The 18,397-nt window shown below is 61.8% G+C and carries 15 protein-coding genes and 2 tRNA genes; 10 read left to right on the forward strand and 7 right to left on the reverse strand.

The features are described from left to right. Window positions 1-443 precede the first annotated feature (443 nt). Window positions 444-534: transfer RNA gene (locus tag ACODSN_RS15950), tRNA-Ser, on the reverse strand. 198 nt (window positions 535-732) lie between these two features. Here ACODSN_RS15950 and ald point away from each other — a divergent pair. Together ald and ACODSN_RS15960 are read left to right on the forward strand one after the other, a co-directional pair. After that, a complete protein-coding gene (ald, locus tag ACODSN_RS15955; RefSeq protein WP_489056474.1) occupies window positions 733-1,848 on the forward strand; it encodes an alanine dehydrogenase in 1,116 nt (371 codons plus the stop codon). A 218-nt stretch (window positions 1,849-2,066) separates the two neighbouring features. Beyond that, on the forward strand, window positions 2,067-2,897 hold the full coding sequence (locus tag ACODSN_RS15960; protein ID WP_489056476.1) for a sulfite exporter TauE/SafE family protein: 831 nt from the start codon (window positions 2,067-2,069) through the stop codon (window positions 2,895-2,897). A gap of 25 nt (window positions 2,898-2,922) precedes the next feature. On the opposite strand, the gene ACODSN_RS15965 is transcribed toward ACODSN_RS15960, so the two are convergent. Beyond that, on the reverse strand, window positions 2,923-4,119 hold the full coding sequence (locus tag ACODSN_RS15965) for a phospholipase D-like domain-containing protein (protein ID WP_489056477.1): 1,197 nt from the start codon (window positions 4,117-4,119) through the stop codon (window positions 2,923-2,925). A 126-nt stretch (window positions 4,120-4,245) separates the two neighbouring features. Between ACODSN_RS15965 and rpoZ the strand changes: the two genes are divergently transcribed. After that, on the forward strand, window positions 4,246-4,590 hold the full coding sequence (rpoZ, locus tag ACODSN_RS15970) for a DNA-directed RNA polymerase subunit omega (RefSeq protein ID WP_489056478.1): 345 nt from the start codon (window positions 4,246-4,248) through the stop codon (window positions 4,588-4,590). A gap of 144 nt (window positions 4,591-4,734) precedes the next feature. Here rpoZ and ACODSN_RS15975 read toward each other — a convergent pair whose 3' ends face one another. Further along, window positions 4,735-6,486 carry a chloride channel protein gene (locus tag ACODSN_RS15975; protein WP_489056479.1) on the reverse strand — a complete coding sequence of 584 codons (1,752 nt, stop codon included), beginning with the start codon at window positions 6,484-6,486 and terminating at the stop codon, window positions 4,735-4,737. Between the two features lie 93 nt (window positions 6,487-6,579). Here ACODSN_RS15975 and ACODSN_RS15980 point away from each other — a divergent pair, with 93 nt between their 5' ends. Beyond that, window positions 6,580-6,993 carry a MarR family winged helix-turn-helix transcriptional regulator gene (locus ACODSN_RS15980; protein ID WP_489056480.1) on the forward strand — a complete coding sequence of 138 codons (414 nt, stop codon included), beginning with the start codon at window positions 6,580-6,582 and terminating at the stop codon, window positions 6,991-6,993. A gap of 22 nt (window positions 6,994-7,015) precedes the next feature. Here ACODSN_RS15980 and ung read toward each other — a convergent pair whose 3' ends face one another. Continuing rightward, the gene (gene ung / locus ACODSN_RS15985; RefSeq protein WP_489056481.1) at window positions 7,016-7,708 is read right to left on the reverse strand and encodes a uracil-DNA glycosylase; all 693 of its coding nucleotides are present in this window, start codon (window positions 7,706-7,708) and stop codon (window positions 7,016-7,018) included. An 86-nt stretch (window positions 7,709-7,794) separates the two neighbouring features. On the opposite strand from ung, the gene bla reads away from it, so the two are divergent. After that, entirely contained in the window at window positions 7,795-8,835 is a 1,041-nt protein-coding gene (bla, locus tag ACODSN_RS15990; RefSeq protein WP_489056482.1) for a class A beta-lactamase, read from the forward strand. Between the two features lie 63 nt (window positions 8,836-8,898). Further along, the gene (locus tag ACODSN_RS15995; protein WP_489056483.1) at window positions 8,899-9,255 is read left to right on the forward strand and encodes an Mpo1-like protein; all 357 of its coding nucleotides are present in this window, start codon (window positions 8,899-8,901) and stop codon (window positions 9,253-9,255) included. A gap of 30 nt (window positions 9,256-9,285) precedes the next feature. Here the strand turns inward: ACODSN_RS15995 and ACODSN_RS16000 are convergent, their stop codons facing one another. After that, window positions 9,286-9,939 carry a TetR/AcrR family transcriptional regulator gene (locus ACODSN_RS16000; RefSeq protein WP_489056484.1) on the reverse strand — a complete coding sequence of 218 codons (654 nt, stop codon included), beginning with the start codon at window positions 9,937-9,939 and terminating at the stop codon, window positions 9,286-9,288. A gap of 174 nt (window positions 9,940-10,113) precedes the next feature. Here ACODSN_RS16000 and ACODSN_RS16005 point away from each other — a divergent pair, with 174 nt between their 5' ends. After that, entirely contained in the window at window positions 10,114-11,331 is a 1,218-nt protein-coding gene (locus ACODSN_RS16005; protein ID WP_489056485.1) for a cytochrome P450, read from the forward strand. Between the two features lie 30 nt (window positions 11,332-11,361). On the opposite strand, the gene hslU is transcribed toward ACODSN_RS16005, so the two are convergent. Both hslU and hslV read right to left on the reverse strand, forming a co-directional pair. Further along, complete coding sequence (gene hslU / locus ACODSN_RS16010) at window positions 11,362-12,663, reverse strand: ATP-dependent protease ATPase subunit HslU (protein WP_489056486.1); 1,302 nt, start codon at window positions 12,661-12,663, stop codon at window positions 11,362-11,364. 32 nt (window positions 12,664-12,695) lie between these two features. Continuing rightward, window positions 12,696-13,259, reverse strand: a complete 564-nt coding sequence (gene hslV / locus ACODSN_RS16015) for an ATP-dependent protease subunit HslV (protein WP_489056487.1) — start codon at window positions 13,257-13,259, stop codon at window positions 12,696-12,698. Between the two features lie 172 nt (window positions 13,260-13,431). Here hslV and ACODSN_RS16020 point away from each other — a divergent pair, with 172 nt between their 5' ends. The 3 genes from ACODSN_RS16020 to ACODSN_RS16030 form a co-directional block, all read left to right on the forward strand. Next, a complete protein-coding gene (locus ACODSN_RS16020) occupies window positions 13,432-13,620 on the forward strand; it encodes a hypothetical protein (RefSeq protein ID WP_489056488.1) in 189 nt (62 codons plus the stop codon). A gap of 74 nt (window positions 13,621-13,694) precedes the next feature. Continuing rightward, window positions 13,695-13,769: transfer RNA gene (locus ACODSN_RS16025), tRNA-Val, on the forward strand. 363 nt (window positions 13,770-14,132) lie between these two features. Further along, a partial coding sequence (locus ACODSN_RS16030; RefSeq protein WP_489056489.1) for a DEAD/DEAH box helicase occupies window positions 14,133-18,397 on the forward strand: 4,265 nt, incomplete at its 3' end.

Genomic DNA, 18,397 nt, shown 5'->3' on the forward strand with positions numbered 1-18,397 from the left:
GGCGAGGGGCCAACGCGCGGGAGGAAATGGGGAATGACGCCAGACAATGCGGGGCCGTAACCCTGCCGGAAACCGCAGAGGCTCGACTAGCGGCCATTACTACTCTTCGCCTTTATCTCGCGTCCTCGCCTTGCTTGTGTCTGGATTCGAAGAGGGGATGGGTAGTTTGCTGCCAATGCGCCTTCACAAATCCATTCGGATCGCCGGCCTCTTAAGCTGCTGAACCTCTGGTCCAACTCAGATCATGAAAGTTGACCCTCGATCCCGACATGATGGGCAAGAACCAGCGGGAATCCAGGAGGTCGATGGCATCGATGACCAACGCGATATCGGAAGCGTTTTCCAACAATGTTCGCAAAATTCTGGTGTGGCGTAATCGCGTAGGTCGAGGGAATATCAGACCAACTCTTCAACCTCGTTCCCGATGTGTAAGGACAGGTTGGTGGCGGAGCGGCAGGGATTCGAACCCTGGATACGCTTTTGACGTATACTCACTTTCCAGGCGAGCGCCTTCGACCACTCGGCCACCGCTCCGCATTGCACTGGAAGTGCGGCTCCCTATCGCGGGGCAGCGCACTAGGCAAGGGCGATGCGCATTTTCCTGAACGATGTTCTCGCCGATGCGCGCGGATGCCTGCAATCGACAAATGAGGGGAACCATCGCGGTCCGATCCGCGATATGATGTGGGTCAGGCCGGCGTCATACGCGCCGCCCGCTTATCGGAGGCCATCATGATCGTCGGCACGCTCAGGGAGATCAAAAATCACGAATATCGCGTCGGGCTGACGCCGGAAAGCGTGCATGAACTCGCTGCCCACGGTCATGAGATACTGGTGGAAACCGGCGCGGGGGAGGGGATCGGCGCGCATGATGCGCTGTATGAGCGCGCCGGTGCGCGCATCGTCACGACCGCTGCCGAAATCTTCGCGACGGCTGAGATGATCGTGAAGGTCAAGGAGCCGCAGCCGCAGGAGCGCGCGATGCTGCGCCCCGGCCAGATTCTCTACACCTATCTTCATCTCGCGCCCGATCCCGACCAGACCCGCGACCTGATGGCGTCGGGCGCGACCTGCATCGCCTATGAAACCGTGACGGACGCGAGCGGCGGCCTGCCGCTGCTCAAGCCGATGAGCCAGGTCGCGGGCCGCATGTCGATTCAGGCGGGGGCGACCGCGCTGGAAAAGGCGCATGGCGGTCGCGGCGTGCTGCTGGGCGGCGTGCCGGGCGTCCTGCCGGCGAAGGTCGCGATCATCGGCGGCGGCGTGGTGGGCTTCAACGCGGCGCAGATGGCGGCGGGGCTGGGGGCGGACGTCACCATCCTCGATCGCGATCCGCAGGCGCTCGAACGGCTCGGCACCTTTTTCGAAGCGCGAGCCAAGACCCGCTTTTCCAACCGTGCGAACCTCGCCGAATGCGTGGCCGAAGCCGATCTGGTCATCGGCGCGGTGCTGATCCCCGGCGCCGCCGCGCCCAAGCTGGTCAGCGCCGACATGCTGCGGACGATGAAGAAGGGCGCAGTCTTGGTGGACGTGGCCATCGATCAGGGCGGCTGTTTCGAAACCAGCCATGCGACGACCCATGCGGACCCAACCTATATCGTCGAGGGCATCGTCCATTATTGCGTCGCCAACATGCCGGGCGCGGTGGCGCGCACCAGCACTTATGCGCTCAACAATGTCACCTTGCCGCACGCGCTGCGCATCGCGGATATGGGCTGGCAGGCGGCCATGCGCGCCGATCCGCACTTGCTCGCTGGTCTCAATGTCTGGGACGGCAAGCTCACCTATAGGGCGGTGGCGGACGCGCTGGGCCTGACCTTCACGCCGCCAGAGACCGCCATCGGCTGACGCCTTAATCGACGCCATGCATTGCGGGTTCGCCGCGTCCGTTCGTCTGAGCGGGTGGGGCAACTTTGTTTCAACTGGATGCCGCCGCTAGTGGGATTTTCGCCGAAGAGGGGCATGGTTCGCATCATGGTCGATCGAATGATTTTCACCGTCCGCAATCAGCGACGAGATCAGGACAAGAAGAAAGCCGGTCAGGCGCAGCAGGGAGGGGTTCGGTGATGAGCGGAGATATCATGACCTGGCTGGTGCCGCTGGTCGCCATGCTTGGCGCCGGGCTGCTCGCGGGCTTTGCCGCCGGGCTGTTCGGGATCGGCGGCGGCTTCGTCGTCGTCCCTGCGCTGTTCGTGGTGCTGCCGTTGCTGGGCGGCACGCATGAAGCCATCGCCCATGTCGCGATCGGCACGTCGGCGGCGACGATCATCGTCACCTCGATCCGTTCGCTCCTCGCCCATGCCAAGCGCGGCGCGGTGGAGTTCGAGGTGCTCAAACAATGGGCGCCCTGGCTGATCCTGGGCGACGGCATCGGCGTCATGCTGGCGGGCCATGTCGATGGCCGGGTGCTGACGATGATCTTCGCGATCGGCGTCGGCCTGATGTCGCTCAATTTCCTGCTGCCCAAAGTGGGCGGCAAGGTGGTCAGCGACACGATGCCATCCGGCATGGTCCGCATGGGCATTGCGGGCGGGCTGGGCACCTTCTCGTCTCTGCTCGGCATCGGTGGCGGCGTCATCGCGATCATGGTGATGACCCTGTGCGGCCGCTCCATTCACCGCGCGATCGCCACCGCGTCGGGCATCGGCACGTTGATCGCCATCCCCACCGCGATCGGTTTTGTGCTGATCGGCCTGAAGGAAGGCGGGCTGCCCTGGGGGTCGCTCGGCTATGTCAACCTGCCCGCGACGGTGGCCATCACCTCAATGTCGGTGCTGACCGCGCCGCTCGGCGTGGCGGCCGCCCATGCGCTGCCCGCCGGGCCGCTCAAGAAAATCTTCGGCGTCTACCTCGTCATCATCTCCTACCTGATGCTGCGCAACGCGCTGAAAATGTGATCCGCCTGCATCCCGATGCCGACCTTCACTCGGCGTCGGGATCACGGAAATTCAGCCGCCGCGTCACCGTATAATCGAGCACGCCGACCAGCAGATAGCTGATCCATTGCTTGAGGAGGGTGAGCGGCGTGCGCTGCGCCCGATAAAGTTCAGGTGTAGTCAACCGGCTCTCCGCCGCGCGCGCATCGATAAAGCCCCGCATCGCGTCGGCAAAGCCCTTATCCTCGATCCGCAGCATCAGCTCCAGGTTCAGGAACAGGCTGCGCATGTCGAAATTGGCTGAGCCGATATAGACCGCATCGTCGATCACGATCAGCTTCATATGCAGCTTACACGGCTGATATTCGTGGATTTCCACCCCGCGTTTCATCAACGGCCCGTAGAGCAGTCGCGCCGCCGCCACCGTCGCGCCATTGTCCGATCTGGACGGCAGGATCAGCCGCGCGCCGCCGCGCCGCGCCGCCCGCGCCAGTCGCTTGAGCATGCCGCGCCCCGGCGAGAAATAAGCCTCCACCATGTCGAGCCGCTGCGCCTGATCCAGATCGCGCTTCACCACCTGCGCCCAGGGGCTGAGCCGCCGGGTCGGCCCGCCGATCAGCCAGCGCAGCGGATCGCCGGGGCCATGATCCGCCGACGCATGCCAGCGCCGGATCATCCGCCGCAAGGTGCGGAACCCCTGTTTGCGGCTCGCGACCCAGCGCCAGATCTGGGTATACCATCGCGCCATGGCAGCCACCTGTGGCCCCTCGATCCACAGGCCAAGATCGCGCCAGGCATCCTCGGGGGGGATGCCGAAATAGCCATCCTCGACGTTGAAGCCGCCGATCAGCAGTCTTTCGTCATCGGCGATCGCCATCTTTTGATGATTGCGGATCAGATAGCGCGTTGATCGCCGCGTGCCGAAGCGACCAAAATGCCCGCCTGCCGCCACCAGCGGCTCGAAAAAAGCGGGCGGGGTTCTGTCGCTGCCAAAGGCGTCGACCATCAGCGTTACGGCGACGCCCCGCGCCCGCGCCGCCAGCAATCGCTCCAGCACCAGCCGCCCGCTCGCATCGTCGGTGAAGATATAATAAAGCAGTTTCACGCTGTCGCGCGCGCTGTCGATCAGCGCGATCAGCGCGTCGCGCAACGCCGGTCCGGTCTCGATCACGCGCAGCCGGTTGCCGGCCAGAGTGACGGCAATCTCGCCCACGGCCTCGCGCGATCCGGTCTGCGGGTTCATGGTCATCATCCGTCCATGCCCGCTCGCGCGGCCTTTTGCCAACGGCTTTATGGCCTTTTCATTGACTCGATGGAGGGTCGCTGGTATGGGCGACGCTGAATTCTTTCCCCGTTTCAGGAGGCCCTATTGGCCCGCGTCACCGTCGAAGATTGCGTCGACAAAGTCACCAACCGTTTTGATCTCGTTCTTCTCGCCGCCCAGCGCGCGCGGGAGATTTCCGGCGGCGCCGAACTCACGATCGATCGCGATCGCGACAAGAATCCCGTCGTCGCCCTGCGCGAGATCGCCGAAGAAACCGTTCTGCCCGCCGAATTGCATGATTCGGCCATCGCCTCGCTGCAAAAGGTGCAGATCGACGACGACGACACGCCGGACGAAATCGGCTCGATCGCTCAGTCGGCCGAGGCCCTGCGTCTCACCGCCGCCGCGCCGCCGCGCAACCAGAATATCGGTGGCGATTACGACGGCTGATCGTTTTACGGTTTGGAGAGGGACGAGGCCCGGACTGCGCGAGCAGGACCGGGCCTCGACGTATCTGGGGGATGGAGAAGCGCCTCCAGCCCGAGTTCGACCAGCCGAACAGGGCAGGTTTGCCCGCGCCGGACTCGCCGCAGTTCATCCCCGCTGGCGCGCCCGCTCGGCTCCATGATGGACGGTACGAATCTTGAGCAAGTCCTGCCGCGCCACTATGCCCTCGACGCGCCCGGTGGCGGGATCGACGATGGGAATGCGGCCGATGCCGGTATCGACCATCAGGTCCGCGATCCGGCTGACGGGATCATTGGCCGTGCCGAAGGGCTGGGACGCGTCGGACAATAGCTCCGCCAGGGTCGCTTCGATCGAAACGCCTTCCACTTGCCAGCGTAGTGCGTCGGATCGGGAAACCAGCCCGATCAGCCGCTGGTTCGCATCGACCACCGGATAGCTTCGATAGGCTGCCGACCCGCTGAAATGGGCGATGGAATCGGCCACCGAAAGGTCGCCGGACAGCGTCTCCGGCGCAGCGGTCATCACCTGGCCCGCTTGCAGAAAATCGAAGGGATCGACGCTATATTCTTGAAGGATATGCCGTCCGCGGCGCGCGATCTTCTCCGTCAGGATCGAACGGCGCATCAGCAGAACGCTCACCGCATAAGCCCCGACCGAAGCCGCCACCGTTAGCGGCAGCATAGCGAAATCGCCGGTCAGTTCGACCGCGAAGAGCGCGGCGGTCAGCGGCGCGCGCATCGCGCCGCTCATGGCGCCGGCCATACCGGCCATGGCCCAGAGCGCGCTGCCGCCAGGCAGAAAATAGCCGACGAGGAATCCCATCGCCCCGCCCAGCATCAGCAATGGCGCCAGCACGCCGCCTGACGTGCCCGATCCCAGCGCGATCAGCCACACCACCGCCTTGACGATCAGCAGGGCCAGCACGATCCGGATCGTCAGCGACCCTTGCAGCAGCCCGCTTATGCTTTCATAGCCCGCGCCCAGCACATGCGCGTCGATCAGGCCGCCAATCCCGACGGCGACCCCGCCGATCGCCGGCCACCACATCCAGTGGACCGGGAGCCGTCCGAACAGATCCTCGATGCGGTACAGGGCGAAGGACAGGATCGCCGCCTGGCATCCGGCGAGCGCGCCAATGCCGATGGCGATTCCAGCCATTTGTGCATCGATCGTGACGGCGTGGCTCACGGGAAAAAGCGGCCCGCTTTCCAGCAGCAGCGGTCGCCACAGCAGTGCGACGATGGCCGCGATGACGACCGGCACGAAACTGCGCGGCTTCCATTCGAACAACAGCACTTCGATGGCGAGCAGGATCGCCGCCATGGGCGTGCCGAAGATTGCGGTCATGCCAGCCGCCGCGCCCGCGACGAGCAAAGTCTTGCGCTCCGCCGCGCTCAGGTGGAAAAATTGCGCGAACAGCGATCCGATCGCCCCGCCGGTCATGATGATCGGCCCTTCCGCGCCAAAGGGGCCACCGCTGCCGATCGAAATCGCGGAAGATAGCGGCTTCAATATCGCGACCTTCGGGGACAGGCGGCTTTCGCCGTACAGGATCGCCTCGATCGCCTCCGGTATGCCATGCCCCCTGATCTTTTCCGATCCGAAGCGCGCCATCAGGCCGACGATCAGGCTGCCGATGACGGGAATGGCGATGATGCCCATGCCCAGGCTCGTATCTGTGATCGCCGCGGGAGCGGTGGACAGGCGTCCGAACCAGAACAGGTTGGTGGCGAGCGCGATCGCCTTGAGCAGCAGCCAGGCGCCGAACGCGCCGCCGGTTCCGATGACGAGGGCGGCCGCGCCGAGCAGCAGCATGCGATAATCGGCGCTATGATCGGCAAGCGGCCGACGGGATGATGCGGAAATGGGGGAGGTCATTGGGGCTGATGATCCGGCTAACGAGATAAGTCCCGCGCCATTATATCGTAATACGATATTTATCAATGCCCCGCCGCGCGCTATGGATCGCCGATGACTGCCGATCTTACCGATGCCGATTATGCGGTGCTTGCCGACTTCCGCTTTGCGTTGCGCGAATTTCTCGCTTTCACGGAAAAGAATGCGGCCGCATGCGGTCTGACGCCGCAACAGCATCAGGCGTTGCTGGCCGTCCGGGCGGCGCCGCCCTTAAAAGCCACCGTCGGCTATGTAGCTGAACGTTTGATCCTGAAGCCGCATAGCGCCACGGGATTGGTCGACCGGCTGGAAACGCTCGGTCTCCTCCGGCGACGGTTATCGGATCATGATCGGCGGCAAGCCTTGCTGGAAGTCACGGATCGCGCCCATGTCCTGCTGGCGACGCTGACTGCGACGCACCGCAACGAAATCGTCCGGGTTCGGCCGATGCTGATGGCGTTGCTGGCGCAGTTCGGTGACGCATCCTAGCCACGGCGTCGGGCGTGCGCGCCTATGCTGCGACTTCCGGCAGCGCCCAGTCGATCGGCTCGCGCCCATGCTCGGCCAGAAACGCATTGGCCTTTGAAAAATGCCCGCAGCCCAGAAAGCCGTTATGCGCCGATAGCGGGGAAGGGTGGGCAGCCTTGAGCACCAGATGGCGGCTCGCGTCGACAAAGCCCGCCTTGCGCTGGGCATAGGCGCCCCACAGCATGAACACGACCGGCTGGGCCTGCTGATTGACCAGCCTGACCACAGCGTCGGTGAATTTTTCCCAGCCCTGACCCTGATGCGACGCCGCGCGCGCCATCTCCACGGTCAGCACGCTGTTGAGCAATAGCACGCCCTGCCGCGCCCAATGTTCCAGAAAGCCATGCCCCGCGCGTGCGATACCAAGGTCGCTCTGCAACTCCTTGTAGATATTGACGAGCGACGGCGGCGTGCGCACCCCCGGCTTCACGCTGAAGCACAGGCCATGCGCCTGCCCCTCACCATGATAGGGGTCCTGCCCCAGGATCACGACCTTCACCCGGTCGAGCGGCGTCAGGTCGAGCGCGCGGAAATATTCGGCACCCTTAGGGAAGATGCGCTTGCCGCTGGCCTTCTCGCCCTCAAGGAAGCGCTTGAGCGCCTGCATATAGGGGCTGGCAAATTCGCCCTCCAGCGGCGTGCGCCAGCTTTCGTGCAACCTGATGGTTTCGCTCATGCGCTTGTGCTTGGCGCGGGATCGGGGCGCTGTCAACGATGCGTCAACCGGCTTGCGCGGGCCGTGCGGATCGGGAAGAAAGCGGCATGTCCCGTCTCCGCACGCTCTGCGCTTCTCTCGCCGCCGCCGGCCTGTTCCTGGCTCCGCTTCCCGCCGCCGATGCGTTCGGCCCGGCAACCAGCAGCGTGCGCCAGTCGGCGCAAAGCCGTCTTCTGGCCGAATTCGCCCGCTTCGCCACGCTGTCGGACGGGACGGTCGGCATCGCCGTCCGCGATCTTTCCACTGGCGAGACCATTGCACTGAACGGCGAGACGCTGTTCCCGATGGCCAGCACCTATAAGGTCGCGGTGGCGGGCAAGATCCTTTCGATGGTCGATGCGGGCGCGCTTTCGCTCGACACCATGATCGCTGTCGATCCCACGCTGCTGAGCGAAGGCGGGATCGCCGATCTGTTGCCCCATGGCGGCGCGAGTTTTTCGGTCGCCAATCTGCTCGACCTGATGCTGACCCGCAGCGACAATAATGCAACCGACATGCTGGTCGCCAGAGCAGGCGGACCGGCGGCGGTGGAGAGCTGGCTCGGTTCGATCGGCGTCAAGGGCATGCGGGTGGACAGCAACACTGCCCAGCTTCTCTACCGCGCCATGGGATTGCGCCCCGGCACCGGCAATTTCCGCCACAACGTCGAAGCGGCGATGGAAGCGGACTCGTCTTTGCGTGAGCGGGAAGTGCGCGACCTTCCCAACATCGCCTTCGCCACGGACCCGCGGGACAGCGCGACCCCGCGCGCGATGACCGATCTGCTGGCAGCGATCCAGCTTGGCAAGGCGCTCAGGCCCGCCAGCACCGCGACCCTGCTCGCGATCATGACTCGGTGCCGCACCGGCGCGTCCCGGCTGAAGGCGATGCTTCCCCCTGGCACGGCGGTGGCGCACAAGACCGGCTCGCTCAACGGCCTTGGCAATGATGTCGGGCTGGTCACGCTGCCCGATGGCCGCCTGTTCGCGATCTCGGTTTTCGTCATGAAGGACAGCAAGGGGCATGAGGCGCGCGACCGGATCATGGCCGAAGCGGCGCGGACCGCCTATGATTATTTCCTTTACGCTCCCGATCGCGGCAAAGCCTGACAGGTTTAGCGCTTAACAAGATTCGATACCGCCATTAAAAGAGGGCGGGGGGAATCGATCGTCATGGAAGCAATCGGGCAGTTCAGCGACTTTTGGCCTCATTATCTGCGCGATCATGCCCGCCCCGGCACGCGCGCCATGCATTATGTCGGGACCAGCATGGTCCTGCTCCTTCTGGCTGCGATGCCGCTGGGCGGGGACTGGCGCATGGCCCTCGCGCTCCCGATTGTCGGCTATGGTTTCGCCTGGACCAGCCATGGCGTGATCGAACGCAATCGCCCGGCGACGCTCAATCATCCGCTCTGGTCGCTGCGCGCGGATTTGCGGATGTGGCACCGCTTCATGACGGGGCAATTGGCGGACGAACTCGACCGGGCCGGCGTTCGGCGCGATGGAACGATTGCGCCCGTCCTGCCCTGAGCGCTGCGAGCGAACTTTTTGGGCGATCTTCTATCGGAGTGCTGCCCTCGAACCCGAAGGCGCGGGTGACGACAATACCCCCCTCAGCGCCAGTTCAAACCCGTCGGCCAGAATCTTGCGGTCGCTGACCGGGTGCGTGCCCGCATGGATCAGCAGCGCGCGCGTCATCACGAGCAACATCTCCACTCGCGCATCGACATCATTTTGCGAAAGGTCGGCAATCATGGTCTCGACGATTTTGCCGGCGGCCTGACGGAACTCGCGGTCCACGCGCAGCACAAGCTCGGCAACCTTGGGATTGCGCCCGGATTCAGCCATGACTTCGAGTGCCAGAGCCGCCCGGTCATGATCGAGCAACCACATGATATCGCCAAGAAACGCATCGATCAAAGCGTCCAGGTCCAGCGTCGCGCCCTGACCCAGGCGGGTGATGTGGAGCATGAACTCCTCAAAATCGCACTCGCTGAGCGCGATCATGATCGCCTCCTTATTGTCGAAATACTGGTAGATGTGCCCCACGCCCATCCCCGCTTCCGCGGCGATGCGGCTCATGCTGGCCGCATGAAATCCTTCCGCGCGAACGCAGACGCGCGCTGCGTCGAGAATTTGGGTCTGCCGCCGCTCGAGACGCTCTTCCCGTTTTGCTGATGCCGCTGCCGATAGTGCCATAGGATTCCTCTTCATCGGCGCACAGCCTATCCGATATATCGGGATACGACAGCCCCCCTATCGCATAACGTAGGAATGAACGATCATTCTCTTCTATTGACTCCGCGCGGGATTGGGCGCAGCACCTAAAAGCTGGCTGTCGCGCATTCCGTGGAAGCCCGATAAGTCTATTCTTCAGGAGAGTGATCGATGACGGCGCATCCAAGTTTCGCGGACCCGGAAATCCAGAAATGCCCCTTCCCCTTTTACGACAAGCTGCGGGAAGAACAGCCGGTCTTTCATGATCCGGAAACGGGCCATTATGTCCTCACGCGCTATGAGGATGTCCGCAAGGCGCTCATCAGTCACTCCGTCCTGAGCAACAAGACCCCCTATCTCGGCGATCGCTGGACGCCGGAGGCCAATGCGGTGATGGAAAAGGGCGGCTGGCTGCCGATGGATACGCTCGTGTCCAACGATCTGCCCGAACATCGCACCTACCGCACCCTGGTCGACAAGGTTTTCACCACCACCAAGGTTGCCGGACTGGAACCCAGGATCGAGGAACTGATCGACGAGCTGATCAATGAATTCATCGATCGCGACGAGATCGATTTCCTCGCCGACTTCGCCGTACCGCTACCCATGTTCGTCATCGCCGAACAGCTCGGCGTACGCCGCGACGATCGCGAGATGTTCAAGCGCTGGTCGAACATGGCGGTCGAGACGACCGGCCCGGTGACGCCCGAGCGCGAGTTGGAACTGGCGGTGATCATGGTCGAGATGCAGCAATATATGGCGATCGAGATCGAGCGCGTTCGCGCCGAGCCGAACGACATGTTGCTCAGCCGGCTGGTCAATCTGGAAACAGAAGGCCGCAACCTGAACCTTCAGGAGCTTCAAAGCCTGATCTTCCAGATCCTGGTGGCCGGCAACGAAACGACGACGACCACGCTGGCGTCGGGTATGCGGCTGATGATCGAGCAGCCTGAGTTGGCCGAGTCGATCCATGCCGATCCTTCGCTCGCCAAGGCATTGGGTGAAGAAGCGTTGCGGCTTGCGACGCCGCTGCAATGCCTGTGGCGCACGGCGCTGACAGACGTGCAGTTCGGCGACGTGACGATCCCCGCCGGGGCCATCGTGGAAGTGCGCTTCGGCGCGGCCAATCGCGATCCGGCCCAGTTCGGTTGCCCGGCCGATGTCGATCTCCACCGGAAAAACGGTAACAGCCATCTGGCGTTCAGCGCCGGCATCCATCTGTGCATCGGCAACCAGCTCGCACGCGGCGAGCTGCGTCTCGCCTTCCAGGCGCTTACCCGCCGTCTCGCCAATTTCCGCTTCAGCCGGGGCGAAGACAGTTGTCTGCCGCTGGAAGGCTACACGCCCTATGGCCTGCGCACCCTGTGGATGTCTTTCGACAAGCGCTGAGGTCACGGTCTCCCGGCAGGATTTGAGCGACTACAATATGTAGCGGCTCAAATCCGTGTCGCGGGACACTTTGCCCAACTGGCTTTCGACATAGGACGCATCGATCGTCAGCATCTCGCCCTGCCGGTCCTCGGCGTGAAAGCTGACATCGTCGAGCAGCTTTTCCATCACCGTCTGCAACCGCCGCGCGCCGATATTTTCCACTTCGCTGTTCACCTGCGCGGCGATTTTCGCGACCTTGGCGATGCCTTCCGCGGTGAGGTCGATCGTGACGCCCTCGGTCGCCAGCAGCGCCTTATACTGGGTGACGAGGCTCGCCTTCGTGTCGGAAAGGATCGCGACGAAATCTTCCTCGGTCAGCGCCTTCAGCTCCACGCGGATCGGCAGGCGCCCCTGTAGTTCGGGCAGCAGGTCGCTCGGCTTCGCGACATGAAACGCGCCGGACGCGATGAACAGGATATGGTCGGTCTTGACCGGGCCATATTTGGTCGACACCGTCGTTCCTTCGATCAACGGCAGCAGGTCGCGCTGCACGCCTTCGCGGCTGACCGATCCGCCGCGCACGTCGCTGACCGCGATCTTGTCGATCTCGTCGAGAAAGACGATGCCATTCTGCTCCGCGCTGGTGATGGCGACGCGCGCGACGTCATCCTGGTCGAGCCGCTTGTCCTGCTCCTCCTCGACCAGCTTGTCCCAGGCTTGCGCCACTTTCATCTTGCGACGCTTCTTCTGTTGCTGGCCGAACGCCTTGGACATCATGTCGCCCAGATTTATCATGCCGATCCCGCCACCCATGCCGGGAATTTCCATCGGAACGGAAGGCGCATCGGCCACTTCGACCTCGACCTCGACCTCGTTCATCTGGTCGTTCTCGATCCGCTGGCGGAAGGACAAACGGGTCGCCTCGCTCGCTTCCTTGCCGGTAAGCGCGTCCAGCAGCCGCTGCATCGCCGCTTCCGACGCCGCGTCGCGCACCGATTCCCGGCGACGGTCCCGCTCCAGCCGGATCGCTTCTTCCACCAGATCGCGCACGATCTGTTCCACATCGCGACCGACATAGCCGACTTCGGTAAACTTGGTCGCCTCGACCTTGACGAACGGCGCATCGGCCAGCTTGGCGAGGCGACGGCTGATTTCGGTCTTGCCGCAGCCGGTGGGGCCGATCATCAGGATATTTTTGGGCGTCACCTCGTCGCGCAGATCGGCGGCCAGGTGCTGGCGACGCCAGCGGTTGCGCAGCGCTACGGCGACGGCGCGTTTGGCGTCATGCTGGCCGATGATATGCGCGTCGAGCGCCGCGACGATGGCTTTGGGCGTCAGATTATCGTTCATGATGGTCCTTGGTCCCGCTAAGGGGAGGGGGGTCAGGAGGCGCTGTCGAGCGTTTCGATCGTCAGCTGGTCGTTGGTGTAGACGCAGATGTCGGCCGCCACCGCCATCGCCTTGCGGGCGAGAGTCTCGGCGTCCGCTTCATACTCCATCAGGGCGCGCGCGGCGGCGAGGGCGTAGTTGCCGCCCGATCCGATCGCGGCTATCCCGTTCAGCGGCTCCAGCACATCGCCATTGCCAGTGAGGATCAGCGTCACTTCCTTGTCGGCGACGATCATCATCGCTTCCAGATTGCGCAGATATTTGTCGGTGCGCCAGTCCTTGGCCAGTTCCACCGCGGCGCGCATCAACTGTCCGTTATGGCGTTCCAGCTTGGCTTCCAGCCGCTCGAACAGGGTGAAGGCGTCGGCGGTGGCGCCGGCAAAGCCGCCGATCACCGAACCATCATGCAATCGCCGGACCTTGCGCGCATTGGGCTTCATCACCGTCTGGCCCATCGAAACCTGACCATCGCCGGCGATGATGACCTTTCCGTTCTTGCGTACCGACATGATGGTTGTGCCATGCCAGACCGGCATGCTGCTGCTATGATCGTTCATGCGGCGGCATATGGTGGCGATCCCGTTCCGGCGCAAGCGCCTCCGCCACTGCGCCAGAGCGTGCGGTTTTGCCGATACAAATTGGAAACTTTCGGGACGAACAGACTTCCATCAATTGACATATTGCAGTGCAACATAAATGATGGTCGTTCGAAACAGGGGGAAGACTCGCATGTCTCTCAAGGCCAGAGCGCAGGAAAAGGTCGAGCGCGCGGGGATATCCAACTATTCCTTCGATCATGATGTCCTGGTGATGTGTGGCGTTCGCTACACGATAGAAGCCTGTTCTTGCGGCGAGGCGGACTGTGACGGCGTGCGATTGCGCAAGAATGCCACCGGGACCGGCCCGGTCCTGCAATAGGAGCAACGCGCACCGATGCGAGGTCGCTTGACAGGGCGAAGCGCGGGTGCCAATGGCCTCATCCTCCTTAAAGGGGGCGCGTAGCTCAGCGGTAGAGCACACCCTTCACACGGGTGGGGTCGCAGGTTCAATCCCTGCCGCGCCCACCATGTTTTTCAAGGACTTAGCGTCCTTCTAGAGCATGATCTCCATTCCCACCCCACTATATCCCCACTGACAAGTTGAATTAACCCCACCCGGGGGACCGGCTGGGAGAGCATCGCCATGGCCTTCTTTCCGGGCAGGCCCGACCCCGTTGCGTCGTAGGGCGTCTGCTCATTTTCATTGAAAATTGGGGGTGCCCACCGGGGGGTAGGGTAAAATCGCTTCTACCTAGCGCGTTGAGAAACCGGCCTCTTGCGCGACGTAAAAATTTTCAAAAATTTCAAGTCTGGGCTAGTTGGTAAATGTCGTGCAGCCAATGGCCAGCAAGGACAAGCAAAAGAGCCTAACGCCATGGGGTAACACAGAATATGACCAGCCCGCTTCGCCAACTCCTTGCACAGTACCGGGCAGCATCGAAAGGCGAGCGTGAAAAGGGCACCTACTTTGAACGGCTAGCTGTTGCGTTCATCAAGAACGATACAGGGATGCAGCAGGAATATGAGGATTGCTGGCTTTTCTCTGACTGGGCCAAGGCAAACCGGATGGATGGCCGGGACATAGGCATTGATGCCGTGGCCAAGATCAGGGGCGAGGAAACCTATTGCGCGATCCAGTGCAAATTCTACCGCGAAGGCTATCGCATCCAGAAGGGCGATATCGACAGCTTCCTGAGCAGCGCCCAAACCAAGCAATTCTCACGCGGCTTGATCATCGAAACGACCGGCGCGCCGTGGAGCGTGAACGCAACCGCGTTGCTGGACGATCTCAATATAACGACCATCAATCTTGATCGGCTGGAGGCCAGCCCGATTGATTGGGCGGCATATTTCCAGCGTGATGAAATCCGGGTTGCCCCGCCCAAGGAGTTGCGGCCCCATCAACAGGATGCGTTGAACGCGGTTCGGGACGGGTTGGCAGACGCCGACCGGGGCAAGCTGATAATGGCTTGCGGCACCGGCAAGACGTTCACCGGCCTGAAAATAGCCGAAGAGCAGGTTGGCGCTGGTGGCACCGTTTTGGTGCTGGTGCCTTCTCTTGCGTTGATGAGCCAGACCATCCGGGAATGGACAATCGACAGTCAGACGCCTTTGCGGTCCTTTGCTGTTTGCTCTGACGTGCAGGTGGGTAAGCGGCGGCGCGATGCTGATGATGTGGCAGAGGTCGATTTGCACGACCTTGATTATCCCGCGACCACGAATGCCGCAAAGCTGGCGTCCCGGTCATCCTATGCGGCTGATGATCGCATGACGGTGGTGTTTTCCACCTATCAGTCAATTCAGGTCATTTCTGACGCTCAAAAGCGCCACGGCTTCCCCGAGTTCGATCTGATCATCTGCGATGAGGCGCACCGGACCACGGGGGCGACGCTGGCAGGAGAGGACGAAAGCAATTTCGTCAAAATTCACAATCAGGATTTCATAGCGGGCAAGAAGCGCATCTACATGACGGCAACGCCGCGTGTGTTTGGCGATGCGGTCAAGAGCAAGGCCAGTGAAGTTTCGGCGGAACTGGCATCCATGGACGATGCCGCGCTTTATGGTGAAACGCTGTTTACTCGGGGCTTTGGCTGGGCAGTCGAAAACAAGCTGTTGACCGATTACAAGGTGCTGGTTCTGGCCGTGGATGAAGCCATGGTGAGCGGTGGTGTGCAAAACCGGCTGGCCGATGGCACAAGCGAATTGAAGCTGGACGACGCCACCAAGATTATCGGTTGCTACAAGGCGCTGATCAAGTCCGGCCTCAAGCCTGAATTGCTGACTGATCCTGACCCCATGCAGCGGGCGTTGGCCTTCTGTAAGGACATTGCATCATCCAAGATGATACAGAGCGAGTTTGCCGCCGTTGTCAGTGAATATCTGGCATCGGATGAAGGCCAAGAGGCGCTTGGCGATATCGAGCCGCTGGAATGCCAGTTGCAACACGTTGACGGCACCATGGGAGCCAAAGAGCGCGGGGCGCATCTGGAATGGCTGAAAGAAACCCATGGCGACTCGATTTGCCGCATTCTGACCAATGCCCGTTGCCTGTCCGAAGGCGTGGACGTTCCGGCCTTGGATGCCATCCTGTTCATGCACCCCCGCAAAAGCCAGATTGACGTTGTGCAGTCGGTGGGCCGCGTCATGCGTCGTTCGCCCGGCAAGAACATGGGCTATGTCATCCTGCCCATCGGCGTGCCCGCTGGCATGACGCCGGAAGAGGCGTTGAACGACAACGAACGCTATCGCGTGGTCTGGCAAATCCTCAACGCCCTGCGCTCCCATGATGAGCGGTTGGACGCCCAACTCAATCAAGCGGACCTGGGGGTTGATATCAGCGGCAAGATTGAGGTGATCGCAGTCAGCAACAAGCTACCCGCTGGCAAGGCTGCCAAGAAGGGCAAGGCCGGTATCGGAAGCGGTGGTGCCGGTGGAGATGATGATGAACGGGGCGATGGTGACAGCAAGCCGCGTGAAGGCGGCGAAGGCCAAGCCGCATTCTTGTTTGACGAGTTTTCCCGCGCCATCATGGCCAAGATCGTCAAGAAATGCGGACGGCGCGATTATTGGGAGGATTGGGCAGGCGATATTGCCAAGATCGCCCAAACCCATATCACCCGCATTACAGCCTTGGTATCAAAGGAAGGCACGAGCGAGCGGGAGGCGTTTGACGACTTCCTTGCCGAAATCCACGATGATTTGAATGACAGCATTAGCCGCACCGAAGCGATTGAAATGCTGGCACAACACCTCATTACCCGCCCGGTTTTTGATGCCTTGTTTGAAGGCTATAGCTTTGCCCGGAATAACCCAGTCTCTAAGGCCATGGAGGCTGTTCTAGCCGCGCTGGACGAACACCGGCTGAACAAGGAGGCGGATAGTCTGGACCGCTTCTATGAGTCCGTAAAGCGCCGTGCGGCGGGCATTGACAATGCGGAAGCCAAGCAGCGCATTGTTGTGGAACTGTACGACAAGTTTTTCCGCAACGCCTTCCCCAAGATGACCGAACGGCTGGGCATCGTTTACACCCCTGTTGAGGTGGTGGATTTCATCATCCATTCGGTGAACGAAGTGCTGCAATCCGAGTTCGGGCAGACGCTGGGCAGCAAGGGCGTCCACATTATCGACCCCTTCACCGGCACCGGCACATTCATCACCCGCCTGTTGCAATCCGGCCTGATCAAGCCCGAGGAACTGGCCCATAAATACAAAAATGAAATCCACGCCAACGAGATTGTGTTGCTGGCCTATTATATCGCGGCCATCAATATCGAGGCGGTCTATCACTCGCTGTCCAGGGGCGAATATGCCCCGTTTGAAGGCATCTGCCTGACTGACACGTTCCAGCTTTATGAGCAGGACAAGGATTTGCTCGCCAAGCTGATGCCCGACAACAGCAACCGGCGGACAAAGCAAAAGGCGCTGGATATCCGGGTGATTATGGGCAACCCGCCCTATTCGGTCGGGCAGGGCAGCGCGAACGATAATGCCGCCAACGTGGCCTATGCCAAGCTGGATGAGCGTATCCGCGAAACCTATGCCGCCCGATCAGACGCGACCAACAAGAACGCACTGTATGACAGCTATATCCGTGCGATCCGTTGGGCCAGCGACCGGATAGGCGACAAGGGCGTGGTGGCCTATGTGTCAAACGCGGGATGGCTGGACGCGAACACTGCCGACGGCTTGCGCCTGTGTCTGGCGGAAGAATTTGCCAACATTCATGTGTTCCACTTGCGCGGCAATCAGCGCACATCGGGGGAGCGTTCCCGGCGCGAAGGCGGCAAGATATTCGGTTCCGGCAGCCGCACCCCTGTGGCCATAGCCCTATTGGTCAAGAACCCGGAAGCAGCGGCCCACGGCCAAATCCATTTCCACGATATCGGGGATTATCTGACCCGAGAGGAAAAGCTGGATATCGTTGCCCGGTTCGGCAGCATCGAGGGCATTTCCAAGGCGAACGGCTGGCAGACCATCACCCCGGATGAGCATGGCGACTGGCTGGGGCAGCGCGACAAGGCATTTGATGCCTTCCTGCCTATGGGCGACAAGGACGATAAGACCAACGGGGCGCTGTTTGCGAACTATTCCAGCGGTGTGAAAAGCCAGCGTGATGCGTGGTGCTTCAATCCCGATCGTGCTGGGTTGGCCCGTAATATGCGGGCGATGATTGATTTCTATAATACGGAGTTGGCACGGTTTGACGCGGCGCATCCCAACGCCACACGCAAGGCGCGCGATGAAGCGGCGGGCGGCTTCATTGATACCGACGCAACCAAGATCAGTTGGTCGGACAGCTTGAAGTCTGACATTGCGAGGAGCAAGACTCACGCATTTGACGATGGGTGTATAGTTCCAAGCCTATACCGCCCCTTCACTCGCCAATGGCTGTATTACAGCGCCACGTTCAACGAGAGGCGATATCAGATGCCAAAGCTGTTCCCCGATGGGGCAGCAACTAATCATGCCATTATGGTGAAAGCTCGCCCTGTCGAGGGAGGGCAACTCGCGTTAATGGTCGATGCCATTCCTGAACTGCAAACCGATGGCGGAACGCAGTGCTTCCCGGAGTATCTCTATGAGGCGGACGCAGGGGTAGCACAGCACAGCACAGCACAGCACAGCACAGCACAGCACAGCACAGCACAGCACAGCAC

The organism is Sphingobium sp. FG11 (genome assembly GCF_057809915.1).

Coding starts and splice junctions, on each gene's coding strand:
- ACODSN_RS16000 (WP_489056484.1), bottom strand. CDS start 9,939: ATGAAGAGGAATCCTATGGCACTATCGGCAGCGGCATCAGCAAAACGG.
- ACODSN_RS16020 (WP_489056488.1), top strand. CDS start 13,432: ATGTCTCTCAAGGCCAGAGCGCAGGAAAAGGTCGAGCGCGCGGGGATA.
- ACODSN_RS15980 (WP_489056480.1), top strand. CDS start 6,580: ATGACTGCCGATCTTACCGATGCCGATTATGCGGTGCTTGCCGACTTC.
- ung (WP_489056481.1), bottom strand. CDS start 7,708: ATGAGCGAAACCATCAGGTTGCACGAAAGCTGGCGCACGCCGCTGGAG.
- hslU (WP_489056486.1), bottom strand. CDS start 12,663: ATGAACGATAATCTGACGCCCAAAGCCATCGTCGCGGCGCTCGACGCG.
- ACODSN_RS15995 (WP_489056483.1), top strand. CDS start 8,899: ATGGAAGCAATCGGGCAGTTCAGCGACTTTTGGCCTCATTATCTGCGC.
- ACODSN_RS16005 (WP_489056485.1), top strand. CDS start 10,114: ATGACGGCGCATCCAAGTTTCGCGGACCCGGAAATCCAGAAATGCCCC.
- ACODSN_RS15975 (WP_489056479.1), bottom strand. CDS start 6,486: ATGACCTCCCCCATTTCCGCATCATCCCGTCGGCCGCTTGCCGATCAT.
- bla (WP_489056482.1), top strand. CDS start 7,795: ATGTCCCGTCTCCGCACGCTCTGCGCTTCTCTCGCCGCCGCCGGCCTG.
- hslV (WP_489056487.1), bottom strand. CDS start 13,259: ATGAACGATCATAGCAGCAGCATGCCGGTCTGGCATGGCACAACCATC.
- ACODSN_RS15960 (WP_489056476.1), top strand. CDS start 2,067: ATGAGCGGAGATATCATGACCTGGCTGGTGCCGCTGGTCGCCATGCTT.
- ald (WP_489056474.1), top strand. CDS start 733: ATGATCGTCGGCACGCTCAGGGAGATCAAAAATCACGAATATCGCGTC.
- ACODSN_RS15965 (WP_489056477.1), bottom strand. CDS start 4,119: ATGAACCCGCAGACCGGATCGCGCGAGGCCGTGGGCGAGATTGCCGTC.